21 protein-coding genes and 4 tRNA genes are annotated in these 21,262 nt (G+C 39.2%); 8 read left to right on the top strand and 17 right to left on the bottom strand.

Annotated features, from left to right (window positions below):
• Positions 1-218: 218 nt before the first annotated feature.
• The 6 genes from MST17_RS09655 to MST17_RS09680 all read right to left on the bottom strand — a co-directional run bounded on the left by MST17_RS09655 (position 219) and on the right by MST17_RS09680 (position 5,078).
• Positions 219-578 carry a hypothetical protein gene (locus MST17_RS09655; protein WP_180007288.1) on the bottom strand — a complete coding sequence of 120 codons (360 nt, stop codon included), beginning with the start codon at positions 576-578 and terminating at the stop codon, positions 219-221.
• A 112-nt stretch (positions 579-690) separates the two neighbouring features.
• Positions 691-1,128, bottom strand: coding sequence for an I78 family peptidase inhibitor (locus tag MST17_RS09660; protein ID WP_180007289.1), 438 nt, complete (start codon positions 1,126-1,128; stop codon positions 691-693).
• Positions 1,129-1,627: 499 nt separating this feature from the next.
• On the bottom strand, positions 1,628-2,044 hold the full coding sequence (locus tag MST17_RS09665) for a heme-binding protein (protein ID WP_180007290.1): 417 nt from the start codon (positions 2,042-2,044) through the stop codon (positions 1,628-1,630).
• Positions 2,045-2,147: 103 nt separating this feature from the next.
• Positions 2,148-3,446 (bottom strand): glutamate-1-semialdehyde 2,1-aminomutase, encoded by a 1,299-nt coding sequence (gene hemL, locus MST17_RS09670; protein WP_180026834.1) that lies wholly within the window; start codon positions 3,444-3,446, stop codon positions 2,148-2,150.
• A 35-nt stretch (positions 3,447-3,481) separates the two neighbouring features.
• The gene (thiE, locus tag MST17_RS09675; RefSeq protein ID WP_078188828.1) at positions 3,482-4,102 is read right to left on the bottom strand and encodes a thiamine phosphate synthase; all 621 of its coding nucleotides are present in this window, start codon (positions 4,100-4,102) and stop codon (positions 3,482-3,484) included.
• Positions 4,103-4,694: 592 nt separating this feature from the next.
• Complete coding sequence (locus tag MST17_RS09680) at positions 4,695-5,078, bottom strand: DUF962 domain-containing protein (protein ID WP_180026835.1); 384 nt, start codon at positions 5,076-5,078, stop codon at positions 4,695-4,697.
• A gap of 321 nt (positions 5,079-5,399) precedes the next feature.
• Here MST17_RS09680 and MST17_RS09685 point away from each other — a divergent pair, with 321 nt between their 5' ends.
• Positions 5,400-6,860 (top strand): inorganic triphosphatase, encoded by a 1,461-nt coding sequence (locus MST17_RS09685; protein WP_180026867.1) that lies wholly within the window; start codon positions 5,400-5,402, stop codon positions 6,858-6,860.
• Between the two features lie 224 nt (positions 6,861-7,084).
• On the top strand, positions 7,085-7,516 hold the full coding sequence (locus MST17_RS09690; protein WP_180026836.1) for a hypothetical protein: 432 nt from the start codon (positions 7,085-7,087) through the stop codon (positions 7,514-7,516).
• A 100-nt stretch (positions 7,517-7,616) separates the two neighbouring features.
• Here MST17_RS09690 and MST17_RS09695 read toward each other — a convergent pair whose 3' ends face one another.
• Both MST17_RS09695 and MST17_RS09700 read right to left on the bottom strand, forming a co-directional pair.
• Positions 7,617-7,787: a hypothetical protein gene (locus tag MST17_RS09695; protein ID WP_180002979.1), complete on the bottom strand. Its 171-nt coding sequence runs from the start codon at positions 7,785-7,787 to the stop codon at positions 7,617-7,619.
• A 430-nt stretch (positions 7,788-8,217) separates the two neighbouring features.
• Positions 8,218-8,850, bottom strand: coding sequence for a hypothetical protein (locus tag MST17_RS09700; protein ID WP_180026837.1), 633 nt, complete (start codon positions 8,848-8,850; stop codon positions 8,218-8,220).
• Positions 8,851-8,956: 106 nt separating this feature from the next.
• Here MST17_RS09700 and MST17_RS09705 point away from each other — a divergent pair, with 106 nt between their 5' ends.
• Positions 8,957-9,355, top strand: a complete 399-nt coding sequence (locus tag MST17_RS09705) for a DUF3144 domain-containing protein (protein WP_180026838.1) — start codon at positions 8,957-8,959, stop codon at positions 9,353-9,355.
• A gap of 172 nt (positions 9,356-9,527) precedes the next feature.
• A complete protein-coding gene (locus MST17_RS09710) occupies positions 9,528-10,592 on the top strand; it encodes an amidohydrolase (RefSeq protein WP_180026839.1) in 1,065 nt (354 codons plus the stop codon).
• A gap of 81 nt (positions 10,593-10,673) precedes the next feature.
• Here the strand turns inward: MST17_RS09710 and MST17_RS09715 are convergent, their stop codons facing one another.
• Together MST17_RS09715 and MST17_RS09720 are read right to left on the bottom strand one after the other, a co-directional pair.
• Complete coding sequence (locus MST17_RS09715) at positions 10,674-13,442, bottom strand: pitrilysin family protein (protein ID WP_180026840.1); 2,769 nt, start codon at positions 13,440-13,442, stop codon at positions 10,674-10,676.
• 149 nt (positions 13,443-13,591) lie between these two features.
• Positions 13,592-14,413, bottom strand: a complete 822-nt coding sequence (locus MST17_RS09720; RefSeq protein WP_180026841.1) for a PhzF family phenazine biosynthesis protein — start codon at positions 14,411-14,413, stop codon at positions 13,592-13,594.
• A 104-nt stretch (positions 14,414-14,517) separates the two neighbouring features.
• Here MST17_RS09720 and MST17_RS09725 point away from each other — a divergent pair, with 104 nt between their 5' ends.
• Positions 14,518-15,126 (top strand): flavin reductase family protein, encoded by a 609-nt coding sequence (locus MST17_RS09725; protein ID WP_180007298.1) that lies wholly within the window; start codon positions 14,518-14,520, stop codon positions 15,124-15,126.
• A gap of 109 nt (positions 15,127-15,235) precedes the next feature.
• On the top strand, positions 15,236-15,967 hold the full coding sequence (gene gloB / locus MST17_RS09730) for a hydroxyacylglutathione hydrolase (protein ID WP_180026842.1): 732 nt from the start codon (positions 15,236-15,238) through the stop codon (positions 15,965-15,967).
• Positions 15,968-16,058: 91 nt separating this feature from the next.
• On the opposite strand, the gene MST17_RS09735 is transcribed toward gloB, so the two are convergent.
• The gene (locus MST17_RS09735) at positions 16,059-16,325 is read right to left on the bottom strand and encodes a hypothetical protein (protein ID WP_078193609.1); all 267 of its coding nucleotides are present in this window, start codon (positions 16,323-16,325) and stop codon (positions 16,059-16,061) included.
• A gap of 444 nt (positions 16,326-16,769) precedes the next feature.
• On the opposite strand from MST17_RS09735, the gene MST17_RS09740 reads away from it, so the two are divergent.
• On the top strand, positions 16,770-16,973 hold the full coding sequence (locus tag MST17_RS09740) for a hypothetical protein (protein ID WP_078188846.1): 204 nt from the start codon (positions 16,770-16,772) through the stop codon (positions 16,971-16,973).
• Between the two features lie 307 nt (positions 16,974-17,280).
• Here the strand turns inward: MST17_RS09740 and MST17_RS09745 are convergent.
• The 6 genes from MST17_RS09745 to MST17_RS09770 form a co-directional block, all read right to left on the bottom strand.
• Positions 17,281-17,365 (bottom strand) — tRNA-Leu (locus MST17_RS09745).
• A 73-nt stretch (positions 17,366-17,438) separates the two neighbouring features.
• Positions 17,439-17,523: transfer RNA gene (locus MST17_RS09750), tRNA-Leu, on the bottom strand.
• A gap of 36 nt (positions 17,524-17,559) precedes the next feature.
• Positions 17,560-17,633, bottom strand: a tRNA-Trp gene (locus MST17_RS09755).
• A gap of 37 nt (positions 17,634-17,670) precedes the next feature.
• Positions 17,671-17,755 (bottom strand) — tRNA-Leu (locus MST17_RS09760).
• A gap of 107 nt (positions 17,756-17,862) precedes the next feature.
• Complete coding sequence (locus MST17_RS09765) at positions 17,863-18,705, bottom strand: protein kinase (RefSeq protein ID WP_257246856.1); 843 nt, start codon at positions 18,703-18,705, stop codon at positions 17,863-17,865.
• Positions 18,665-20,176 (bottom strand): DUF3336 domain-containing protein, encoded by a 1,512-nt coding sequence (locus tag MST17_RS09770; RefSeq protein ID WP_180026844.1) that lies wholly within the window; start codon positions 20,174-20,176, stop codon positions 18,665-18,667. The genes MST17_RS09765 and MST17_RS09770 overlap by 41 nt, the downstream gene beginning before the upstream one ends.
• A 189-nt stretch (positions 20,177-20,365) precedes the next feature.
• On the opposite strand from MST17_RS09770, the gene MST17_RS09775 reads away from it, so the two are divergent.
• Complete coding sequence (locus tag MST17_RS09775) at positions 20,366-21,238, top strand: ATP-binding protein (RefSeq protein WP_180026845.1); 873 nt, start codon at positions 20,366-20,368, stop codon at positions 21,236-21,238.
• The last annotated feature ends 24 nt before the right edge of the window (positions 21,239-21,262 follow it).

The following is a 21,262-nucleotide window of genomic DNA, read 5'->3' on the forward strand; positions in this document are numbered from 1 at the left end:
CAAGTTGTCACAATTTGTATTCCGCTCTGCTTAGGCTATTTTAAAATCTTTAAGCATCTCATATTCAAAGTAACCCGAAGATAAATATGCATTCGCAAAATAAGCATGAACTCCATCATATGGCTAAACAACGGATAGTTGCCCTGTTGTAACTACTCACTGCTGAATAGAGCCTTTAGGTTTTGCTTTACGCGCTTTCTCGCATAAAAAACCGTTCCTTAGAACGGTTTATAATCTGGCATTTCGGTATGCGGTGTTGCGATACATTTTTCAGTAAACTCAGCACGAATTTTTTCACGTGCTGTTTCAACATCAGTATTAATCTCAGCTTGCGGCAAGGCATAAACTTCATCAATGATGTTCAGGATAAATCCTTTGGTGGTTTCATCCTCAATTTTGTTGGCATGCTCAACTGCTTTGTCTTTTTCAATTGCATTTTGACGATCTAACATAATCGTACGTGCAGCATTACCTACACTGCGGCAGTAACCCTGCCACTGCTCTTCAGGGGTTAATGGTTTTTTTTCAGCACAGCCGACCAAAGCCACCATAACGGATAAAGCAAATAACTTTTTCATGAACTTCTCCTTACGAGGGGCAATATAAAAGATCGTAATGGATTTGTCATTTAAATTAGTCGCAACCGAACAAACAAAAAAAGCCCTTTCGGGCCTTTTTTATAAGTTTGCATTAACCACAAGTTGCTTGAATAATCTTTTGATTGATTGGATTTACAGTAACAGTTACGCGCTCTACACGATAATCCATTGTCACAGGCTGCCCAGGTTTGACTAGACGGACAATTTGAGCTTGGCTAATCGCCTTGATCTGATCTTCTGTCAATTTTGCTTGACCAATCAGAGTGTTGGCCTTTTCAGGTACACATTGGGTCTGACTACTACGGAATAATGCCCATTCTTCAACCACTTGCCCGTTTGGCAGATGGCAATACCCCACCTGACCATTTGCTTCATCACGAATCTCAAGTTTACCTTTTTGCTCTACACAATATTGGCTGGCTGGATTTGCTATACCAATTTTTTCTGGCATATTTTCAGTTTGCTGTGTTGTGCTACAACCCGCCATAAGTGCTGTCAGTGCAACTAAAATCCATATATTTTTCATCATGTCTATTTCTGAATATAAAAATTTAACTTATCAAGTTTGTGGTAAATAAACGAGTTGTTTATTGCAGTTTTTAGCAAGCACTCTTTTTCTGTGATTGGGTGTGATATCCAAATTGGGCAACAACACATCCATTGTTCAATAATTAGGAAATCCATGAAAGAAGAATAAAGGATTAAGCTGTATTGGGTTATGAAACCCGTTAAAAACCATTGCTGAACGTTGTCGGGGTAACAAACTAGGATAGAGATTCTATTTAATTGCTGGAATCTATAATTTGGAACTGCGTAAAAATGACTTATAAAAGAGGTCTATTAATTGAGTAAGATATAATCTTACTTCAACAAAGTTATACATAAGTTACTAACATGCTTAATATTTCAGCTCAATCTTAGATTTTTTTCGACTTAATGCTATGACCGAGATTTATCGACATCTAAACCAAAATATATTAAGGCCAATGATTTCGACAAGACTGAAGTATCTATTACGCTCACAATATTTAGTTTTGCTGCGCTAAAAAAGCTTGAATCGCCTGCTGTGCAATTTCAGCATCCTGAAAAGACTTTACGCCAGACACGCCCATTGCACCAACCAACTGCCCTTCATACATAATCGGCTCACCGCCTTCCAGCATGCCTGAAAAGGTATCCATGGTCAGAAAGCCCATTTGACCGCCTTTAATAATGTCTTCAAAAAGTTTTGAAGGACGGCGGCTAATCGCAGAACATTTGGCTTTTTCTAAGCATAGGTTTGCTGTCATTGGCGATGCACCATCCATGCGTTTCATCGCTAACAAATTGCCTGTCTCATCCGTAACCGCAATGCTGACATTAAAACCATTTTCGACTGCATAAGCATGTGCTGTGTTTAGTAAAAATTCTGCATCTGCCAAAGTTAAATAATGCTTGGTTTTCATTTAAAAATCCTTCTCTTAAAAAACTGAACTTAAAACAACAAAAAAAGCCCACAGCAGGCTGCGGGCTTTATTCTAAAGCAGAATTTACCAATTTAAATGAAAATTACTTCATTTTGGCAAAAACTTCTTTCGCCATTTCAATGGTAAATGCAATATCTTCATCGCTATGCGCGCTTGAGAAGAAACCTGCTTCAAATGCTGAAGGTGCTAAGTTTACACCGCGCTGTAACATACCGTGGAAGAAAGTACGGAAAGCATCTACATCACATTTCAGAATTGAATCAAAACCGGTGATTTCAGTTTGATCAGTGAAATAAATACCGAACATGCCGCCCACTTGCTGCGTAAAGAACGGAATGCCCGCTTCGTCTGCAGCTGCCTGTAAACCAGCAAGCAAACCTGCCAATTTTTCAGTCAAAGTTTCATAGAAGCCCGGCTGACGCAAATGTTTAAACATCTCAATACCGGCACGCATAGCCAATGGGTTACCAGACAATGTACCTGCTTGATAGACCTTGCCCAGTGGTGCAATGCATTCCATCACTTCGCGTTTACCCCCAAATGCGCCAACTGGCAGGCCAGCACCAATAATTTTACCCAACGTGGTTAAATCAGGTGTTACGCCATAATGCGCTTGCGCACCGCCAAGACCGACACGGAAACCTGTCATTACTTCATCAATGATAAAGACCGAACCATGCTCATCGCATACATCGCGAATTGTTTGCAAGAAACCATCAATCGGTTTCACCAAGTTCATGTTGCCTGCTACAGGTTCTACAATCACACCTGCAATTTCTGAACCGAATTTTGCAAAGCATTCTTTCAGCATCGCAATATCGTTATACGGCAGTGTTAAAGTGTGTTTTGCAAAATCAGCCGGAACACCTGCAGAAGTCGCTTCACCTTCACCCTTGGTCAATAAGCCAGAACCTGCTTTTACTAAAAGTGAGTCTGAGTGGCCATGGTAGCAGCCTTCGAATTTTACAATCTTGTCACGGCCGGTGTAGCCACGAGCAAGACGAATGGCGGTCATGGTTGCTTCAGTCCCTGAGTTGGTCATACGAACCAATTCAATAGACGGCATAATTTCGCAAATAATATCCGCCAAAGTCGTTTCATGAACCGTTGGCGCACCAAAACTCAAACCATCAACGGCCGCTTCTTGAACCGCTTTAATAATGTCGGGCTGCGCATGACCTAAAATCATTGGGCCCCAAGAGCCGACATAGTCGACATAGCGTTTTCCGTCTACGTCATAGAGATATGCGCCTTGCGCTTTTTCGATAAATACCGGTGTACCGCCTACACCATTAAATGCGCGTACAGGAGAGTTTACGCCACCAGGAATATGCTTGCTGGCTTGTTTAAATAATTGTTCTTGCTTAGCAGATAAGCTCATAAAAATTCTCTACTTATTCAATCTAAAAAATAAAATTAAGCTTGTTCAGCAAAAAGCTCAGACCATTCATAAACACGACTGCTTACAGCAGACATTGAACGACCTAATACATCACTAATCACAGCACAAAGATCAGCACCCGCTTCAATCACTTCAGCAGAATTTTCTACAGTTAATCCACCAATTGCACAAATAGGTACATTTAGTTTCGCTTTGGCTTGTTTTAGCGTTTCTAAGCCAATATTGCCTGCTTCAGGCTTGGTTTCAGTCGCAAAAATTGCGCCAAAAGCCACGTAGTTTGCGCCGTCTGCAATCGCTTGCTCAGCCAGTTCTAAAGAGTTATTACAGCTTCGACCGATCAAAACATTTTTAGGTAAGCGTGCTACAGCTTCAGCAATTGAACCGTCATCTTGCCCTAAATGGACACCCACACCATATTGAACTGCAGTTTCTAGATCGTCATTAATAACAAAAGGCACTTTGTACTGATTACACATATTTTTCATGTATTCAATTTCATAAGCCTGATCTTCCTTTGCCACTTTTTTACGGCGATATTGCAAAACAGCAACTTCATAAGTTGCCATCGCGCCTTCGAGTTTGGCTAAAAGCAATTCGATAGGATCATCATTGGTAATGAGGTATAAACCACGCATAATTCAATCACAACTTAAAACTTTTGAATATTATAACGATTAGGTCTATGAAATGTTGCTTGGGGCATAAAATTTTAATGCTTTGCCGCTGAGAAAGTTATATTCCTTTTCACAGGACTGCTTATATAAATGTTTAATTGAATTTTCTGTAGAAAATGGCAAAAAATACCTATTTTCAGGTATAGAACAAAACTGATACAAATTATTTAATACTGAAACAGAAGAACACAAAACGCAGCGCATAAAAACACAACACTTTATAAAAATAAAAATGTGTAACCTATTAGACTTTTTGGTGCTTGGTAAGAAACGTTTTGGGGAGCGTTCAGAGCATCAAAAAGTCTAGCCTATTTTATGAAAATTTTTATTGTTATATCTTTCAAACAATAGACCTTTTCTAAGGCCATAAAAAAAGCCTAGAGAAGGTCACTCTAGGCTCGGAAAACTGGGGTTTATCGACTTTTCATCTTATAGATAAGTAGTAAATAAACAATATGAACATTATTAGACTAATCACTCTAATTTTGCAAGTCATTTACTCAAAAAAATCACGCCTAGATCCATAAAAATTAAACGTTTGATTAATAAATAATTAACTATCAATCTTATCTAAATTACGGTCTTTTAAGCTTAAGTTTCCCTTCACAATATCAGACAGCATGCGCCAATCAGAAATAAAACTGTACAAAGGTTGCTTGAAACTTGCCGGCTTATTTTTTTCAAAGAAAAAATGTCCGACCCATGCACAGGCATAGCCTGAAACCAGGCCATAAGCAAAATACTTGGGTTGTCTTTTTAAAATTGCTTTTGCGAAGAAATAGAGTCCTATACTGCTGCCTGTGGCATGTAAACGTCGACTCATGATATTTCGATGTTCAGTCAAATAAAATCGATAAAATTGCGTGTAGTCACGAATAGGTAACTGAAATTCGGGCTTTAAATCTCGATTAAACTCGGGTTGTACTTGGGAATTCATTTTGTGCTCATCCTGAACTTATTTTAATCAACATAGCTCAAAACTCGCCCACTTTAAAGGCGTAAAATTTTATTTTGTTCCAATGAAAGTCGAACCATTGTGAATTATACAATTGATGGAATATCCATCTTTTAAAACTTTTCTTAGTCCAAAAGCAGAGTTTTCAAATCCGTCAAGTCTTACTTCTCAACTGTTTTTCGCTACAATCGATACGCGTTTAGTTGATAGAAAATGTACGCACATTTTAGTTTTTCATTTTTATAAAAATTTAAAGATCGCTTCATGCCAGATCATGAAGTTGTGACATCAGGACAGAAAACCATGGTTGAAGTTGAATTAAAGTTCCAGATTCCAGAAGCACGTCGAACTGCATTATTAAAAGCACTCGATCCAAAAAAATCGGAACAAATTCAACTTAAAGCTAAATATTTTGATACCCCAGATCGACAAATGGCACAGCAGCATGCAGCCTTGCGTCAGCGTTTAGAAGGAACCCGCTGGATTCAAACCCTGAAAGCTGCAGGTAAAAGCCACATTGAACGCTTTGAACATAACTTAGATTTGGGTGAAGTTGAACAAGCTCCTGCTTTAGATTTATCGGTCTATGCCAATAAAGCTGAAGTTCAATCGGTTTTAAAAACCACTTTAGGCGATCAGCAAGATACGCTACAACTTCAGTTTGAAACAGACATTCTCAGAACTTATCGCGTCATAGAGTTTGAAGATGCCGAGATCGAAGTTAGCTTAGATGTCGGCTGTATCCGTAGCAACAATACAGAAACAGAGGTTCATGAAGTAGAATTTGAGCTTAAAAGTGGCTCTATTCAATCACTCCTTGCCTTTGGTTTTGAATGGGTTAAAAAGTACCATTTGTGGTTGGATGTTCGCAGTAAAGCCGAAATTGGAAACTTGTTGGCATTGAGTCAAACTGTGAGTCCAGCAGTTGAGGCTAAAGAATTTCAACTCAGTAAAAAAGATACTGCCGCAAAAAACTTACGACTTTTAATTGCTCAGGAAATGCAGCACCTTCTGCCTAATATTGCCGCAATTTCTGCAGGTGTTGCTCAGGCTGAGCACATTACACAAGCTCAGAAAGCACTCCATCATCTACAATTAACCATTTCACTGTTTAAAGATTGGAACAGTGATATCATTGAAAAATGGGCTGTGCAATTGGGCGCATTTAAACAGCAGTTTGAACAATTACACCATTTTGAGCATATGCAAAATACCTTGGGTGGCTTTTTACAAAACCCAACGACTTCAGAAAATTTAACCAAAGATATTTTGTATGCCAAAGAGAAGTTAGGCAATTTAGTCAAATCGACTCAAAATGTGCATCATTATCTTGAGCTTTTAATGTTTAGTTTGAAAGTCGATGAAGCGCCGCAGCAACATGATTTTAAATGGCATGCTCAAACCACCCTGCAAAACCAATATAAAGCCCTCCAAGACGCTTTAAATGATGCCGACATTAACAATTTTGAAAGCTTAGATGTACTTTCGCAGCGCATACAAGAGCTTAAATTTAGCTTCCCAATTTTGACGTCTATTTATGATGTAAAAAACTTGCAGAAATACAGTAAAGCGCTCAATGATGCACAAGTCTCAGCTCAGGAATACCAAGTCCTTTCCTCTTCTGCACAATATATTCAGCAAACAGAGCTGGAAGCTAGTGATTGGTTTGTACTCGGCTGGTTGACTGCAAAACAAGAGGTTTATGCAGATAAGCTATTAGAAGCGACCGAGCAATTCCTTGTCAGTCGAAAACTCATTAAATAAAACCTAAGGGAGATTCAATGCGTCTCCCTTTTTTATTTGTATCCTACATTGTCATATAGATATTCATTTGTTGAACATTCAGGTTCATAGTCGGCTATTTTCAATTCATCATTTCCTTAGTTTGACTCAGTTACATTGAAATATTTTGAGAACCTATTATTTTTGTTTTCTGGATAAAAACTTTTAAAATAAGCTATCTGAAAACTTAGATTCAGGGTGGTTTTATGTTGAATAGTCACATACCTGTAATTTATCCCCTATTTTCATTTTCACTTATTTTTATATTTTTCCCAATACTGAGTGCTTGTAGTGAACAACATAAGCCTGTGCAAAGCACCGAATTAAGGCGCACGGCATCCTTACAGGTCGAAAAGCCGCTTTCTCCAACTCAAAACTTTGATCAGACACGACGAACCTTTAAAGTCTTGCGCAATAATAATGAGGACTATGGTGATGAGTCTTACCAAATCAAAACCGATGCTGGCACACTGAGTATTTACAGTATGAACTTGAATCCGCAACAAGGTCAGCTACTATCCAGCGTCAAGTCTGGAGAATGTCTCACCCTATCGAGTCAAAGTGATAATTTAATTGCGGTTGACGGTTATATCAGTGTGATGGAATTGGGTGACATTAAAATTCACCCTTGCAAATGAACTTCAACATAGTATTTACATATCCGTCATTCAAAAAAACTAAGAATATTGCGTTAAGACCTCGATGCTATTGGGGGTTTAATTCATAATCCATACTGATTTAACCTTGTGCTAATAACCCCCATGATTTCATGGCATTACTCACCATGCGTTGTAATTGTGTCAAGGCCATACCATCACGTGCTTGTATCGTCATCCCTTGCAATAAGGTCATATAAAAATCAGTCAATTGCTCTGCATGAGCCAAACTTTCAATTTCGGCATTTGCCATAGTGGCTATTTTCACATTAGGGCGTGGATTACATAATCCAAAGCATCCTTGTGCAGCGAACTAAATTCACGTTCTAAGTAATATCGTCAACATATTTAATTAACTGATGTTACGCACGTAAAAGTAATTACGCATTTTTAAAATGATTTTTAAGTCTATTCGACGGAGTCTTACATCTAGGGTTTAAATAAAGGGATTAGCCTTCGGCTGGAAGTACTTTTGTTTCGGCAAAAGTACCCAAAACCATTGTCATCCGCAAAACTCGTTCACTAGCGTCTACTTATTCAAAGTATCGCAAAAACATCTTTAAATAGATGTAGTTCTGTCTCAAACACTTGCGGATGACGTTGCCGCGTATCGCTCTTTTATTTGAATCAAATGGCGCTTCTGATGTTACTGCGTAACATCAGTAATTAACGATATTTATTAATTAACGATATTTCCCAAAGATTTTCCACGTATTGTTATCTGCTAAAGGGTCACTATAGCTATCGCTACGGGCTTTACGTGGTTTGTCACGGGCATCCACCAATTTAAACTCGTTTTCGACACTAAGTACAATGCCATTCACATAAAAACGGGTACGGGTATAATCACTTTGCCCATGTTGAAATACATAGGTTCTGAGGTCAATAAATTCACGGTGTGCGACCAAGGCTGCCGTGTCATCGCTGTCAAGCCAATGTCGCATCGCTTGAATTTGATCTGCTTCAAACTGCCCACATTTTTCAACTAAGCTGGCAATACCCCTAAAGGTTTTAGATTCTTTCGCACGTGTTTTGTTGATTCGAATACGATCCACATGAAAATAAAAAAGCGGCAGATTCAAATAACTCGGCAAATGGATTGCATCAAGGACTTCATCTTCCACAAAGGGTTGAAATAAGTCTTGAGCACGTTCAATTAAGCCTGTCCACTGTGCATAATATTCGGCTACTTCAGACTGTGTACCATAATAAATGGGCAGCCCTTCTACATTGGCTAAGGTTGAGGGCGGCCAAATATTTTGTCGAAGTAATGCAATATCACTTTTCAGACTTTGCACTGCGATTGCGTCTTGCATGAAGCATTCCATTTTACTTAGGCTATTTTTAGATTAAGTCAAAGGTTTAGTTTCTGCAAGGCTTTGCCTATAATACTGCATTAGATTTTTATGCTAGGACACATTCATGGTTCAAAAGATTGAAGCTACTGATGTAACCGAAGAAGAAGCGTTGAATGCAGCTTTCTTTGAACGTGCGGATGAATTTATTAAACAAGCCAATGAATTTTGTCGTGTTGAAAAAGGTTCTCAAGTTAAACCTGCAGAAATGCGCGGCCAAGTGAGTGCTGCCATGTTATTTGGTACTGCTCGCTTTAATACTTGGGTTGCTGCAAATGGCTTCAAAGATGGCAAAGAAATGCGTGATGCCAAAGATCAAGTGATGTCTTATATTCTTCAACAATTTCAAATGATGCTTGAAGATAATTATGATGAATATTGCGAACAGTTTGAAAACTATCTTCGCTTCCGTCATAACGAAGAATTCCATGCAAATAAGCATGATGACCACGATCATCAGCATTAATCAAAAGCCCTTCGGGGCTTTTTTTATACAACTTCTCTTTCACAAAGCTTTGATTTAATATTCAGTCATAACGTTGTATTTTCATCATTCAAACTATTTTCAGTACCTTGCGTATTCGGAAATACAATGAAATACGCAAGAAATGGACATGGTTTTAAGGACAAGGATAGCAATGCAGACGCTCGATTTTGCCATCGTGGATTCACATATACATCAATGGGATCCATACAATACCCCACATGCCGCTTCACTTACCGTGAAATTATTGGGTAAACATCCCTACTTGCTCGACAAAATGATGCGCTTAGTTAAGCCGCAAGAGTTAATTGACACAGTTGGTTTGACCAAACATGTGACGACACCGTATTTGCCTGAAAATTATAAGCAAGATGCAGGACATTATCAGGTCGATCAAATCGTACATGTAGAAGCGAGCTGGCATGACCATAAAGGCAAAGGGGTGGTTGGTGAAACCAAGTTTATTGAATCTTTAGACTTTAACGCTCAAAAAATTAAACTTGGCGCCATAGTCGGCACTGCAGCCCCATGTGACAGTAGTTTTAAGAAAATTCTTAAAATGCATAAACAAGCCTCCCCACATTTTCGTGGCATACGAAAAATGGCAGCTGTACATGAAGACCCAAAAGTTCATGCATGGACCAATGAGCCCCATCTCTATACCAATAAAAAATTTATGAAAGGTTTTGAAGCTCTTGCTCAAATGAATTTAAGTTTTGATGCATGGGTTTATTCAGACCAAATTCGTGATTTAACCGCTTTAGCACGTGCTTTCCCTGAAACATCTATCGTTCTGGATCATTTTGGGACACCTGTCGGTGCCTTTGGACCTGTCGGCTCACATACAGGCTTAACCCAAACTTCACGTGACAATATCTTGTTTCGTTGGAAAGATGATTTAGCTGAACTGGCAAGTTGCCCAAATGTTTATACCAAAATGTCTGGATTATTCATGCCGGTGCTGGGTCATCAGTTTCATAAAGAACAACGCCTTGCATCCAAACAAGAGATTTTCGATTGCGCCTTTCCGCTTATTTCTCATGCTCTACAATGCTTTGGGAAATACCGTGTGATGTTTGGCTCTAACTTCCCGATGGATAGTGTGAGTGCATCCTTGGTGAATATTATTGACGCCTTTTCAGATGCGGTCGCGAGTTATGATCATGATGCACTGACTTTAGTCTTCCAACAAAATGCCCGTCAGTTCTACCGCCTATAAGTTCGTTAAGATAATCTTACAATCAAGTCATACAATGCAGCTCAAAAAAAATCCTCCAGATGGAGGATTTTTTTATTAAGTTTATTTTTGAGTAGATTTTACAGCTTGACCATATTGGTCAGCCATCACCTCAACCAAACGCTCAGGTTGAATATATTTTTTGATGACAGCATTAACATCCGCTTTGGTCAAACTAGCAATGCGTTGATCACGCTTTTCACGATAGTTTAAATCACGACCTTTTTCTAACTGTGGAATCAACATGCTATGAATGCGACGGTCATCTTCAAGTGCAGTTAAACGCTTTTTCAAAATACTGGCTTTGGCTGCTTCTACTTCCTGTTCCGTCACGCCATTTTTCAATAAGTCTTGCAACACTTTATGAACAGACTGAGAAACTTGTGCTGATTTACCCGCAGTGTAGTTTGCATCAATACTCAGTACACCTGAATTCACCCATTCATCAAAATTAATGTCTGCACTAAAACCATAAACCAGTGCATTCTTTTCACGTAACTCTTGAGCTAGACGTGAAGACAACTGTGAATCACCAAGTATGTGGCGTAATACTTGTAGTGCAGGAGAATCGGTATGCTCTACACCTACAGGTAGAGTCATAATGGCTTGGTAACTACCAAACTCACGCTGTTCAGACAATGCATGCACTTTCTGTGCAGGATACGCTGTAAATGTAGACTCTAAGCGTTGATAAGGTTCGCTGGTTTTCCAATCTGCAAATTCTTTTTTCAGAATTTTTTCTATTTGCTTGGTATCAAAATCACCTGTTACCGCAATTTGTGCATGCTGTGTTTTAAAGAATTTTTGATGTAACTGCTGCACTTGATCACGTGTAGCCGACTCAATTTGTTTTTTCGCAAGTTCAGGTTCGAAGTGATAACGAATATCCCCCGGCTCATAGATCTCGACAATACGCGACAGTGTCATTGCAGCAACGGTATCCGGCTCTGTATAAGGTCGATCCAAACTCGACAAACTTTGCGCTTTGATTAAATCAAATTGTGACTGTTCAAATGCTGGTGCTTTAATAACATCAATGACATATTGCAAAAATTCTGCAAATTTTTCTTTACGAGCAACCACTTGAATCATGAGGCCATTATCATTTGCACTAACCGTTGCACCGCCACCGACATCAATAATTTTATCGGCAATTTGCTGTAAGCTTTGATCTTTAGATGCACGGAACATGAGATAAGCTGTTAAATCTAGCAACTCCCCTTTATTCATTAAGCTTTGTGCTGTACCAAAATCCAATGCAATTGTTGCATAAGTCTTGTCATCACGAGTTTTGGTTGGAAACAATGCATACTGAATGCCGTTTTTAAATTTAGCTCGCTGAATCTGTTTTTCTTTCTGATTTAGATATTGCTTAGACTCAGCTACATATTGCTTCACTTCAGCTCGATAAACACTCGCATCTTTCAATGGCTCTTCTGCAGGCGCTTGCTGATCTAAAGTTTCAGCAGGTTTCGACGCTGCTTGTTGCTGTGCTTTCTTTTGATCTTCAGGTGTAGGCAGAATATTTCCTGTGACACGGTATTCAGGCTTTAGAAAATCCTTATACACCTGATTCACGTCGCTTACATTCAGCTTTTGTACTTTATCTAAGTCTCGGAAATATTGAGACCAGTCCCCGTTATAAGCCACAGTATAAGAACTAAGACGCTCGCCAAGTGCTGTTGCGCTATTTTTGACATTGTCAGCCATATTTCGAGTCAGGCTTTTAACACGGTTTAGCTCGACGTCATTAAAGGCTTTATTCTGCTCTACACCTTGTGCCAGACTGGTTGCCACTTTGTTAGCATCATGACTTGGGCCATATATCGCCCCCATAAACACCAAATTAAAATCTTTATCTAACCATGTGGTGGATTGAACTGCGGTTGCTGTCCCTGTTTCCACCATGCTTTGATACAAATGCCCACTTGGCTGTAAGGTATACAACGTTGGAGATACCGCCAAAGCGGTTTTAATCGGTTCGACTGCACCATTTAAATAAATATTAAATTTACCAAAGTCACTGCCCTTATGAACTGTAAATTCGCGTTGCTTTAATTTCGTTCCATCTAATTTAGGGACTTTGGCCTGTTCAGGAATTTGGCGTGCGGCAATTGGGCTAAATTGTTGATCAATTTGTTTTAATACAGCCGCTTTATCAAACTTACCAGAAATCACCATCACTGCATTATTTGGCGCATACCAACGGCGATAGAACTGGTTTAATTCGTTCATATTGATGGATTGAAGTTCTTTCAAATCACCTATCGGTAAGCGGCCTAAAGATTGATTGCCATAGGCTTCTTTTAAAACTTGGTCGATTAACACTGAAAATGGCTGATCTAAACGAATTTCACGTTCACGCTTAACGATATCAATTTCTGTTGGTACAAATTTTTCCTGAAGTACCAATTTGTCCATCCGTTCTGCTTCTAAATGCAAAACTTGATCGATTGAACTTTGTTCAGGACGAATCACATTGGTGTATTTCGTTGAATAATAATCCGTACTGGCATTGGTCATCAGCGTGAATTGGTCTAAGCGACGCTGAAATTCATCACCTTTGACATTTTCAGTGCCTTTAAAGGCCAAATGTTCGAGCAAATGTGCCAAACCACCTTTGCCCGCAGGGTCATTTAAAGAACCCGTGAAATACACCGTATTCATAAACACTTTGCTTTCTTTATCGTTTTGCGCCAAAACCACACGAAAACCGTTATCTAATTTATATTCTTCAATGGCTTGTTCAGTTTTAACCAATACAGGTTGAGCAAAAAGGCTTGTACTTAAACCTGCAAAAAAAAATGAAAGCGTTAAATGTTTAATACGCATGTAATTCAAGTGTCCTTTATATTTAGTATCGATCAGCGCTGTGCTGTCGATCAGATTGGTTTTGATTTTATGCTGAGCTTTTCAGGATTAATAGTTACTTTTTATTAAATACATGCCGCAGATTTCGACAGCATGTATTTGATTTATGTTCAGATATAAATGTCCGACTGCATATATAAACACGCATAGCCTGAGATTTCTATACGGTCATTTTCGAGCATTTGACAATGTAACTCACCACCACGGCTTGATGCTTGATACGCCAAGATTTGACGTTTTTCTAGACGTTCTGCCCAAATTGGCACGATTCCGGTATGAATAGAACCCGTAACAGGATCTTCATTGATGCCATTACCCGGTGCAAAATAGCGTGAAATACAGTCATATTGCTGGGCTGCCGCAGTGATTGCAACATCAGTAATCGTACCCGGCGCTGTAATTGCGGTGCGGATTTTGCCGAGTCGTTTTAAAATTTCAAAATTCGGTTGTTCATCCAAAACCTGTTGAGCCGTTTCGTATTCCACGATATACGCCTGCGCATTCAGACAAACCTGCTTAAAAGGTTGACTCAACCCTAGACGTAGCTCTTCAGGATATTCGCTCACGACCTGTGCCCGACGCACAGGGAAATTCATCAGAATTTTTCCATCTTCAGCTTTATTTACGCTAAAAATACCGAGATTTTTGACATGAAATTGGATGTTTTTTTCTACAGTATAAAACTCAAAAAGCACATAACTGCTGGCCAATGTCGCATGTCCACAAAAATCCACTTCAGTGGTCGGCGTAAACCAACGAATTTCATAATTGCTGCTGTCGATTTTTTTCACAAATGCAGTTTCAGACAGATTATTTTCCAAAGCAATCTGTTGCATCAAGTGTTCATCTAACCATTCATCCAACACCAAAACCGCCGCTGGGTTGCCTTTAAATAACACTTGGGTAAATGCGTCCACTTGATACATTTTCATTGATAGAACTCCTGATTTAGTGATTTATATTAAAGGCTTTTGAAAATATTTCATGCGTTATATGCTATGTAACAACACTTTTTAATAAAACATCTAAGTTTTAGATGCACTTAAATATAGGTACAATTTTGAAAACGCATATTCACCCTGTTCCTTTAGAAAAATCATACCGACTTTTAAATCATGGCCCGACTGTGCTCGTCTCTGCTCAGGATCAAACCCATACTGGTGTGATGACTGCAGCATGGGCATGCGCCTTAGAGTTCAACCCTGCAAAAGTGACGGTAGTACTGGATAAATCAACTAAAACACGTGAGATTATTGAAAATTCAGGTTATTTCGCCTTACAAGTACCGACACTGAAACAACTCAAAATGGTCTATGCACTTGGCATGATGAGCCAACGTGATGCGCCAGAAAAATTACGCCAATGTGGCGTGGAATTATTTCAATTTAATGCCTCTGATATTCCTGTGGTTGAAGGTTGTGCTGCTTGGCTACTGTGCAAACTTATTCCTGAACCTCACAATCAACAAGCACATGATCTGTTTATCGGCGAAGTCATTGCTGCTTATGCAGACGACCGCGTCTTCCGTAACGGACATTGGTATTATCATGAAGTAGCAGATGAATGGAAAAGCCTACATCATGTTGCTGGCGGGCACTTTTATACCATTGGTAATCCTGTATCTGTAGACGAGACACCAGACTAAAATAGCGCTATGAACTCTGTCGTTTATTTAGGGTTGAAAATCGATAATCATACCTTTTGAGCATTTTCATGCTAACTTTAACTTAATTTAAAATATTGAATGAATGGATATGACGTTTAAAATACATACATTGGATGTCAAAAATTCACTGCAAAATTATATTTGGCTGCTTGAGCACACCGAAAGCCATGATGTCATTGCAGTAGATCCTACTGAAGCCGCTTTGGTCGAGCGCTATTGTCAGGTATATCAGCTCAATCTTACGCAAATTTGGCTAACGCATTGGCATAAAGATCACGTCGGTGGTGTACCTGAACTTATTCAAAATAAAAACATTGCCGTTTACGGCCCCCGTGCAGAATTAAGCCGTATTCCATGGGTGAATTTTCCTCTCGATCATAATGACCGTTTTGAATTTCATGGTCTTGAAGTTGAAATAACAGCAACGCCCGGCCACACCCTCGGTCATATCGTATATTTTATCGATGACATTCATACACTTTTCTGTGGCGATGTATTATTTGCTATGGGCTGTGGACGTGTATTTGAAGGCACCTTTCAACAAATGTACGATTCCTTGAACCGTATAGCCGCATTCCCTGCTGAAACTCAAGTGTATTGTACTCACGAATACACCCTATCGAATGCGCAGTTTGCGCGGCATGTTGAACCTGACAACCTTGCCATACAACAGCGGTTTGATGAGGTTGAATCCCTACGCATGCTCGGGAAATGTACTTTGCCAAGCAGCATTGAATTAGAACTAGAAACCAATCCATTTTTACGTGCAGAAAGTGTTGAAGCGTTTCAGCGCTTAAGAGAACTTAAAGACAATTTTTAATTGGATTGAGAGGTATAAGCATTTTAAATTTCATCACAAATATACTGTTTTATTTGTGATGAATGTTTCGGGCCGATTCATCATTTTATATTTATAAAATTTGATTGGTGGCAGCAAATTCATCCAATTCAGCTTGAGTCACAACTCGAACCGCTTGCATTTCATCGATACGCACCATCAATAAGCCACCTAATGCAGGCTGATAACGTCGTGCACTGCCAAATGGTGTATATGCCACTTTGGATTGCTCCGAAAAGACCAACCAATCTTCATGTCCAAGCATCACCGCAACAGGCGTCTGCCCCGCTTGTTGCATCTGTTCAATTTTTGCTTTGACATCGTGCTCAATGTTTTGCATGCGTTCAATCTACTTATACCAATAGAACATAGTATAAAAGCTTTTCGATAAATCTTGATGAGAAATAGCATTGCAAGCTCACCTATCCAGCCAGTTTGGCTTTGAACAAGTCGCTTTTTGCAATCCACAACAACTGCATACCCAAACGGCTGTGCATTCTAAGCCAAGCAATCGTTTATTTTGCGCACAGCTTCTCTATGCACATAGGACATATTTTAAGCCCGCAGTTAAAAACCAAATTTTTAAAATACGTTATATTTACTTACATTAAGTTTAGATTGTTATAAAACAATGAGTTAAATTAATTTATACAGTTTACAAGCCGATAATCTGTTTATTTATCCATCAAAATTTCATATTTTAAATAAAAGTTTTCCATTTCCCCTTTAAAAAATATTTTGACACCCCTATTTAATATTTTAATGATTGATAAGGAGTTCGCTCGTGAAAAAAGTGGTTAAAGCAAAAAATTTAGTTGCCTTCCGTCTTTGGTTAGAAAAGTTAGGATATTCTGTTCGCACACTGGCAGATAATCGTGGATTTACATTCAGTTTTAAAAAAGAATATGGTCTAGTGACTGTAGACTTGTCTGGTAATGCTTTGGCCATGCAGCTCGGTGAAGAGTTTGAAGATCATTTAAAGGCATAATCTGCTCTATAATTTATTCGAACGATTTGAAATAAATGATTTAATTCGATTGATTCGAATCCGCATTTCTAAATTTGCCCGTATATGCGGGCTTTTTTTCACCTTTGTTTTACTGACACATTTTTATTGATTTAAATTTCAGACAATAAAAAAGCAAGATTAGACATCTTGCTGTATCTCTTGGTTCATCATCTTTCATTAGATTTATTTCATTAGATTATGTCTTCAAAAAAACCACGTTTGAGACACTGATTTTTTTCGAATTTCAAAAACAAAAAAGCAAGGTATAAAACCTTGCTTAATCTAATGGTGGGGACGGAGAGACTCGAACTCTCACACCTCGCGGCGCTGGAACCTAAATCCAGTGCGTCTACCAATTTCGCCACGTCCCCAACAGGATTGCTGACAATGTCAGACTTTAATTTGTTTTAAAAACCTGTTTATTTGGCAACTTAATAAATTAAGTGGTGGGGACGGAGAGACTCGAACTCTCACACCTCGCGGCGCTGGAACCTAAATCCAGTGCGTCTACCAATTTCGCCACGTCCCCAACAGGGTTGCTGACAATGTCAGACTTTTTAAAACTTGGCAGAGGATCAAGGATTCGAACCTTGACGAACGGTTTTGGAGACCGTCATGCTACCATTACACCAATCCTCTGTAACCTTCATTACCAAACTCATGTTTAGTAATTCAGTGGTGGGGACGGAGAGACTCGAACTCTCACACCTCGCGGCGCTGGAACCTAAATCCAGTGCGTCTACCAATTTCGCCACGTCCCCGATGGCTGTGTATATTATAGAGATCACCCCTACATGACAAGCCTTTTTTATAAAAAAGCATCTTGTTTGTTTAAATAAAAAACAATAGTGCTTTTTTTGTATTTTTCTTAAGCAAATTCAGCAACTAAGTCGCTTTTTAAGCGATAAAAATCCACCAATCTGTCATTTTTTTGCTTCATCAACATGTGTTGCAATAGCTGAGTAAACCCTTGATATTGCAGTGGCAGATCAAGCTTTAAGCGTTGGCAATGTAAATAGGCCCAATCTTCATAGTTTTTCGCCTCTAAACGCTGTGATGTCAGCCATTCCAAAAAAATAATCCCCAGCGCATAGATATCACTGTGCAAAGATTTCGCTTGTCCATGGAAAAGTTCTGGAGCCATATAACGTGGTGTCGCAGTTAAGGCATCTAACTGATCAAATTCTAAAGGTAACGCTTGCTCAAAATCGATGAGTCTGCACTGCCCTTGCCAATTCACAAAATGCTCTTGTTTTAAATCTGCATGTATCCAACCGTGCAAGCTTAATCGTTCAACCACATCGAGTGCTTGCCATAGCACTTGCCTCACCTGCGCAAGGCTCAAATTCGATGCAGGCTGTACGAACCAAGGCTCGGCATTCGGGAGTATTAATAGGCGATCAATAGACTCTTGCTGAATACTGAGATGCGACTGTTTTATCACTTGAAAAGGTAGCGTGATGCTGTTTTGTGTAGACGCTTGACTAAATAGTTGGTACAGCTCAATTTCACGACCAAAACTAGCTACATGTTCAGGACTGCTGTCACTGACTTGCGCCTTGAGCCAATAACGTTGTTGATTGAATTGAAATTGATATAGACGACGCCCAAAAACCAAACTTTTAGATTTGGTTTTTGGCTCATAAATGATTTGCGTTAAATCTGTGGATTTAAACCGCAATAAACTCTGCATGTCGTTGGCTGGGTTCATTTTGATAATTTAATAATTCCAAACAATGCTGAATGGTCTTACCGATACGGGCTTGCGTTTCGATTAATGAAATCTTCGGCCATGTGGCTCTTTCACCTTCACGTTGCAATACCTTAAACAGATAAGGTCGAGGATTTTGCAACATATAACTATAGTGTCTTAAGCCATATTTTCCCACAATATTGACATCACCATAGTAACGCTGATCCATCACGCCATAACCATGATCAAGCAAACGTCTAACCGGTGGAATACTTCCTGCGCGCTCACGGGCAAAATCCATCACCCCTTTACTAATCACCTTGCCTTGACGACGAACGATCCGCTCAGGCCAACTCAACATGCTTTTACGAAAGCGTGCAGCATCATCCTGCATAAACGGCACAATATGCGGATTGACCTGACTGGCGATACTATAATTAATATTATATAGACGTGCCATTTTCTCCTGTGGGAAATCACTGCGCACACTACCATCTACCCAACGTGTTGCCGACATATATGGCGTAAATTGCCCGTCATAACGCTTACTGGTCAGTCGTACCGGTGGAAATAGAATGGGCACTGCACATGATGCCAGCACTGCACTCCATACCAACAAATCGGGTGATGTATAGGCATTCATAATTCTTGCATCTTGTGATGCATCATAAGGCGCAACTGCCACATTGATATGCAGACCAGATTGCTTATAGGCTTCGGAAAAAGTTAAGTCACCTAAGTTTTCAACCAAAAACTTTTTCAGATATTTTACATCCGCCAAGCCGCCATTACCCTGCACTAACTCAGTCAATTTCCGAAAGTGAAATGCCTCACTAAAGAAGTTTTGTCCGTTTAATAAATTGGTAAATTCTGACGGTTTAGATACACCCAACATCCCGGTCATAATGGCGCCAGCACTGGAACCTGACAAAACTTTTGGCATGAGGTCTTGTTCCATCAGCGCTTTACACACACCGGTATGAAACAAGCCTAAAGTTGAACCGCCGGAAAACATCAATACAGGTTGTCCATAGGCTTTTTGGCTTTGTTCAAAGAATTCAATTTTTTGTGCAGCATTGAGACAAACGCATTCTTCGGATGCGATAAATGCCAAACTTTGACTCACCTCATCAACATAGTCTTCAATAATTTTTTTGGTGCCGACGTAGGCTTCTGTAAACAGCAAGGGATGGGCAATATTGCCCACATCATAAGTTAAACCTTCACTTAAAATGTACATCAAATCTCGAGTACGTTTCTGAGCACGATATCGTCTCAGTAACCCTAAACGATGAGTAATAATTTCTGCATCAAAATACGGTGAACTATTATCGAATTTCCATTCTTGCGCACCCGATTCTTCATCTATTTTAAGTGCGATATCTTTCCATTCTTCATAACATTCAGCACGGTCGAGCTGACGCTTTAATTTTTTTATCCGATATGCCTGATGTGGATTAATACTTTTTGAAAACCCTGTAAACAACATGACTATCCCTCAGCACACTTTAAACTGTTCACTCAGCTAGATTTATAACAACTTTTTGGTTATTCGAATAGCGCTGATCTCCTAGAACAATCATTTAACTTTGACATATTGAGGCGATTATAACTGCATTATTGATGTACACTGCTGTCATATACCAACCAACAACAAGACACGACAAGCTGACTTATCATGGCTACAATTGATTTACCTGACAACATCCTTCAATCGCTATCTACTGTACTCTTACAACTACAGCACAGTTTGCCTGAGCTTAAACAAGCACCCGATTTTTCGAGTATCGCTTTCAAATGGCAAGATAAGCAGCTTAAGGCCATTAAACAGCCCAAAGTCATGTATTTAGAAGACTTAAAAGGAATTGAACGTCAAAAAGAAAAAGTGATTCAAAACACTTTACAGTTTTTAAAAGGCTTACCTGCCAATGATGTTTTACTCACTGGCTCTCGTGGTACAGGTAAATCATCCATCGTACGTGCTCTGCTCACCCATTATGCAGACCAAGGTTTACGTTTAATTGAAATTGAGCGTGATGATTTATCTGATTTGCCAGAAATCCAAAAGTTGATTGAACATCGCCCTGAAAAATTTATCGTATATTGTGATGATTTGGCATTCAATGCTGAAGATGAAAACTATCGCAGCTTAAAAAGTGTTTTGGATGGTTCATTACAATCAGGTTCAAGTAATTTTATTATTTATGCTACCAGTAACCGTCGTCATTTATTGCCTGAATTCATGCATGAAAACACACCTGTAACCAAGGTAGATGTGCCTCAATATACTGAGCTTCATCCACAAGAAGCGATTGAAGAAAAAATATCTCTTTCTGACCGCTTTGGGATGTGGCTGTCTTTTTATCCAATGGATCAAAATTTATATTTAGAAATTGTTGAACATTATTTGGCTAAAGCTGCAATGCCATGGACAGATGAAGCTCGTGCTGAAGCACTGCGTTGGTGTCAAGGTCGTGGGCAACGTTCAGGGCGTGCTGCTTATCAGTTTTCAAAGCATTGGATTGGGTCTAAACAGTTAAAGAACATCTAACGGATTAAGTTACACATTAAATTA

The organism is Acinetobacter sp. YH16056_T (assembly GCF_024605895.1).
Taxonomy (GTDB): Bacteria; Pseudomonadota; Gammaproteobacteria; order Pseudomonadales; family Moraxellaceae; genus Acinetobacter; species Acinetobacter amyesii.

Excerpts from the sequence above, each read along its gene's own strand:
- MST17_RS09775 (WP_180026845.1), top strand. The coding sequence starts at position 20,366 with ATGGCTACAATTGATTTACCTGACAACATCCTTCAATCGCTATCTACT.
- MST17_RS09770 (WP_180026844.1), bottom strand. The coding sequence starts at position 20,176 with ATGTTGTTTACAGGGTTTTCAAAAAGTATTAATCCACATCAGGCATAT.
- MST17_RS09720 (WP_180026841.1), bottom strand. The coding sequence starts at position 14,413 with ATGAAAATGTATCAAGTGGACGCATTTACCCAAGTGTTATTTAAAGGC.
- thiE (WP_078188828.1), bottom strand. The coding sequence starts at position 4,102 with ATGCGTGGTTTATACCTCATTACCAATGATGATCCTATCGAATTGCTT.
- MST17_RS09655 (WP_180007288.1), bottom strand. The coding sequence starts at position 578 with ATGAAAAAGTTATTTGCTTTATCCGTTATGGTGGCTTTGGTCGGCTGT.
- MST17_RS09725 (WP_180007298.1), top strand. The coding sequence starts at position 14,518 with ATGCACTTAAATATAGGTACAATTTTGAAAACGCATATTCACCCTGTT.
- MST17_RS09690 (WP_180026836.1), top strand. The coding sequence starts at position 7,085 with ATGTTGAATAGTCACATACCTGTAATTTATCCCCTATTTTCATTTTCA.
- MST17_RS09735 (WP_078193609.1), bottom strand. The coding sequence starts at position 16,325 with ATGCAAAACATTGAGCACGATGTCAAAGCAAAAATTGAACAGATGCAA.
- MST17_RS09700 (WP_180026837.1), bottom strand. The coding sequence starts at position 8,850 with ATGCAAGACGCAATCGCAGTGCAAAGTCTGAAAAGTGATATTGCATTA.
- MST17_RS09715 (WP_180026840.1), bottom strand. The coding sequence starts at position 13,442 with ATGCGTATTAAACATTTAACGCTTTCATTTTTTTTTGCAGGTTTAAGT.
- MST17_RS09665 (WP_180007290.1), bottom strand. The coding sequence starts at position 2,044 with ATGAAAACCAAGCATTATTTAACTTTGGCAGATGCAGAATTTTTACTA.
- MST17_RS09680 (WP_180026835.1), bottom strand. The coding sequence starts at position 5,078 with ATGAATTCCCAAGTACAACCCGAGTTTAATCGAGATTTAAAGCCCGAA.
- MST17_RS09660 (WP_180007289.1), bottom strand. The coding sequence starts at position 1,128 with ATGATGAAAAATATATGGATTTTAGTTGCACTGACAGCACTTATGGCG.
- MST17_RS09765 (WP_257246856.1), bottom strand. The coding sequence starts at position 18,705 with ATGAACCCAGCCAACGACATGCAGAGTTTATTGCGGTTTAAATCCACA.
- gloB (WP_180026842.1), top strand. The coding sequence starts at position 15,236 with ATGACGTTTAAAATACATACATTGGATGTCAAAAATTCACTGCAAAAT.
- MST17_RS09685 (WP_180026867.1), top strand. The coding sequence starts at position 5,400 with ATGGTTGAAGTTGAATTAAAGTTCCAGATTCCAGAAGCACGTCGAACT.
- MST17_RS09710 (WP_180026839.1), top strand. The coding sequence starts at position 9,528 with ATGCAGACGCTCGATTTTGCCATCGTGGATTCACATATACATCAATGG.
- MST17_RS09705 (WP_180026838.1), top strand. The coding sequence starts at position 8,957 with ATGGTTCAAAAGATTGAAGCTACTGATGTAACCGAAGAAGAAGCGTTG.
- MST17_RS09695 (WP_180002979.1), bottom strand. The coding sequence starts at position 7,787 with ATGGCAAATGCCGAAATTGAAAGTTTGGCTCATGCAGAGCAATTGACT.
- hemL (WP_180026834.1), bottom strand. The coding sequence starts at position 3,446 with ATGAGCTTATCTGCTAAGCAAGAACAATTATTTAAACAAGCCAGCAAG.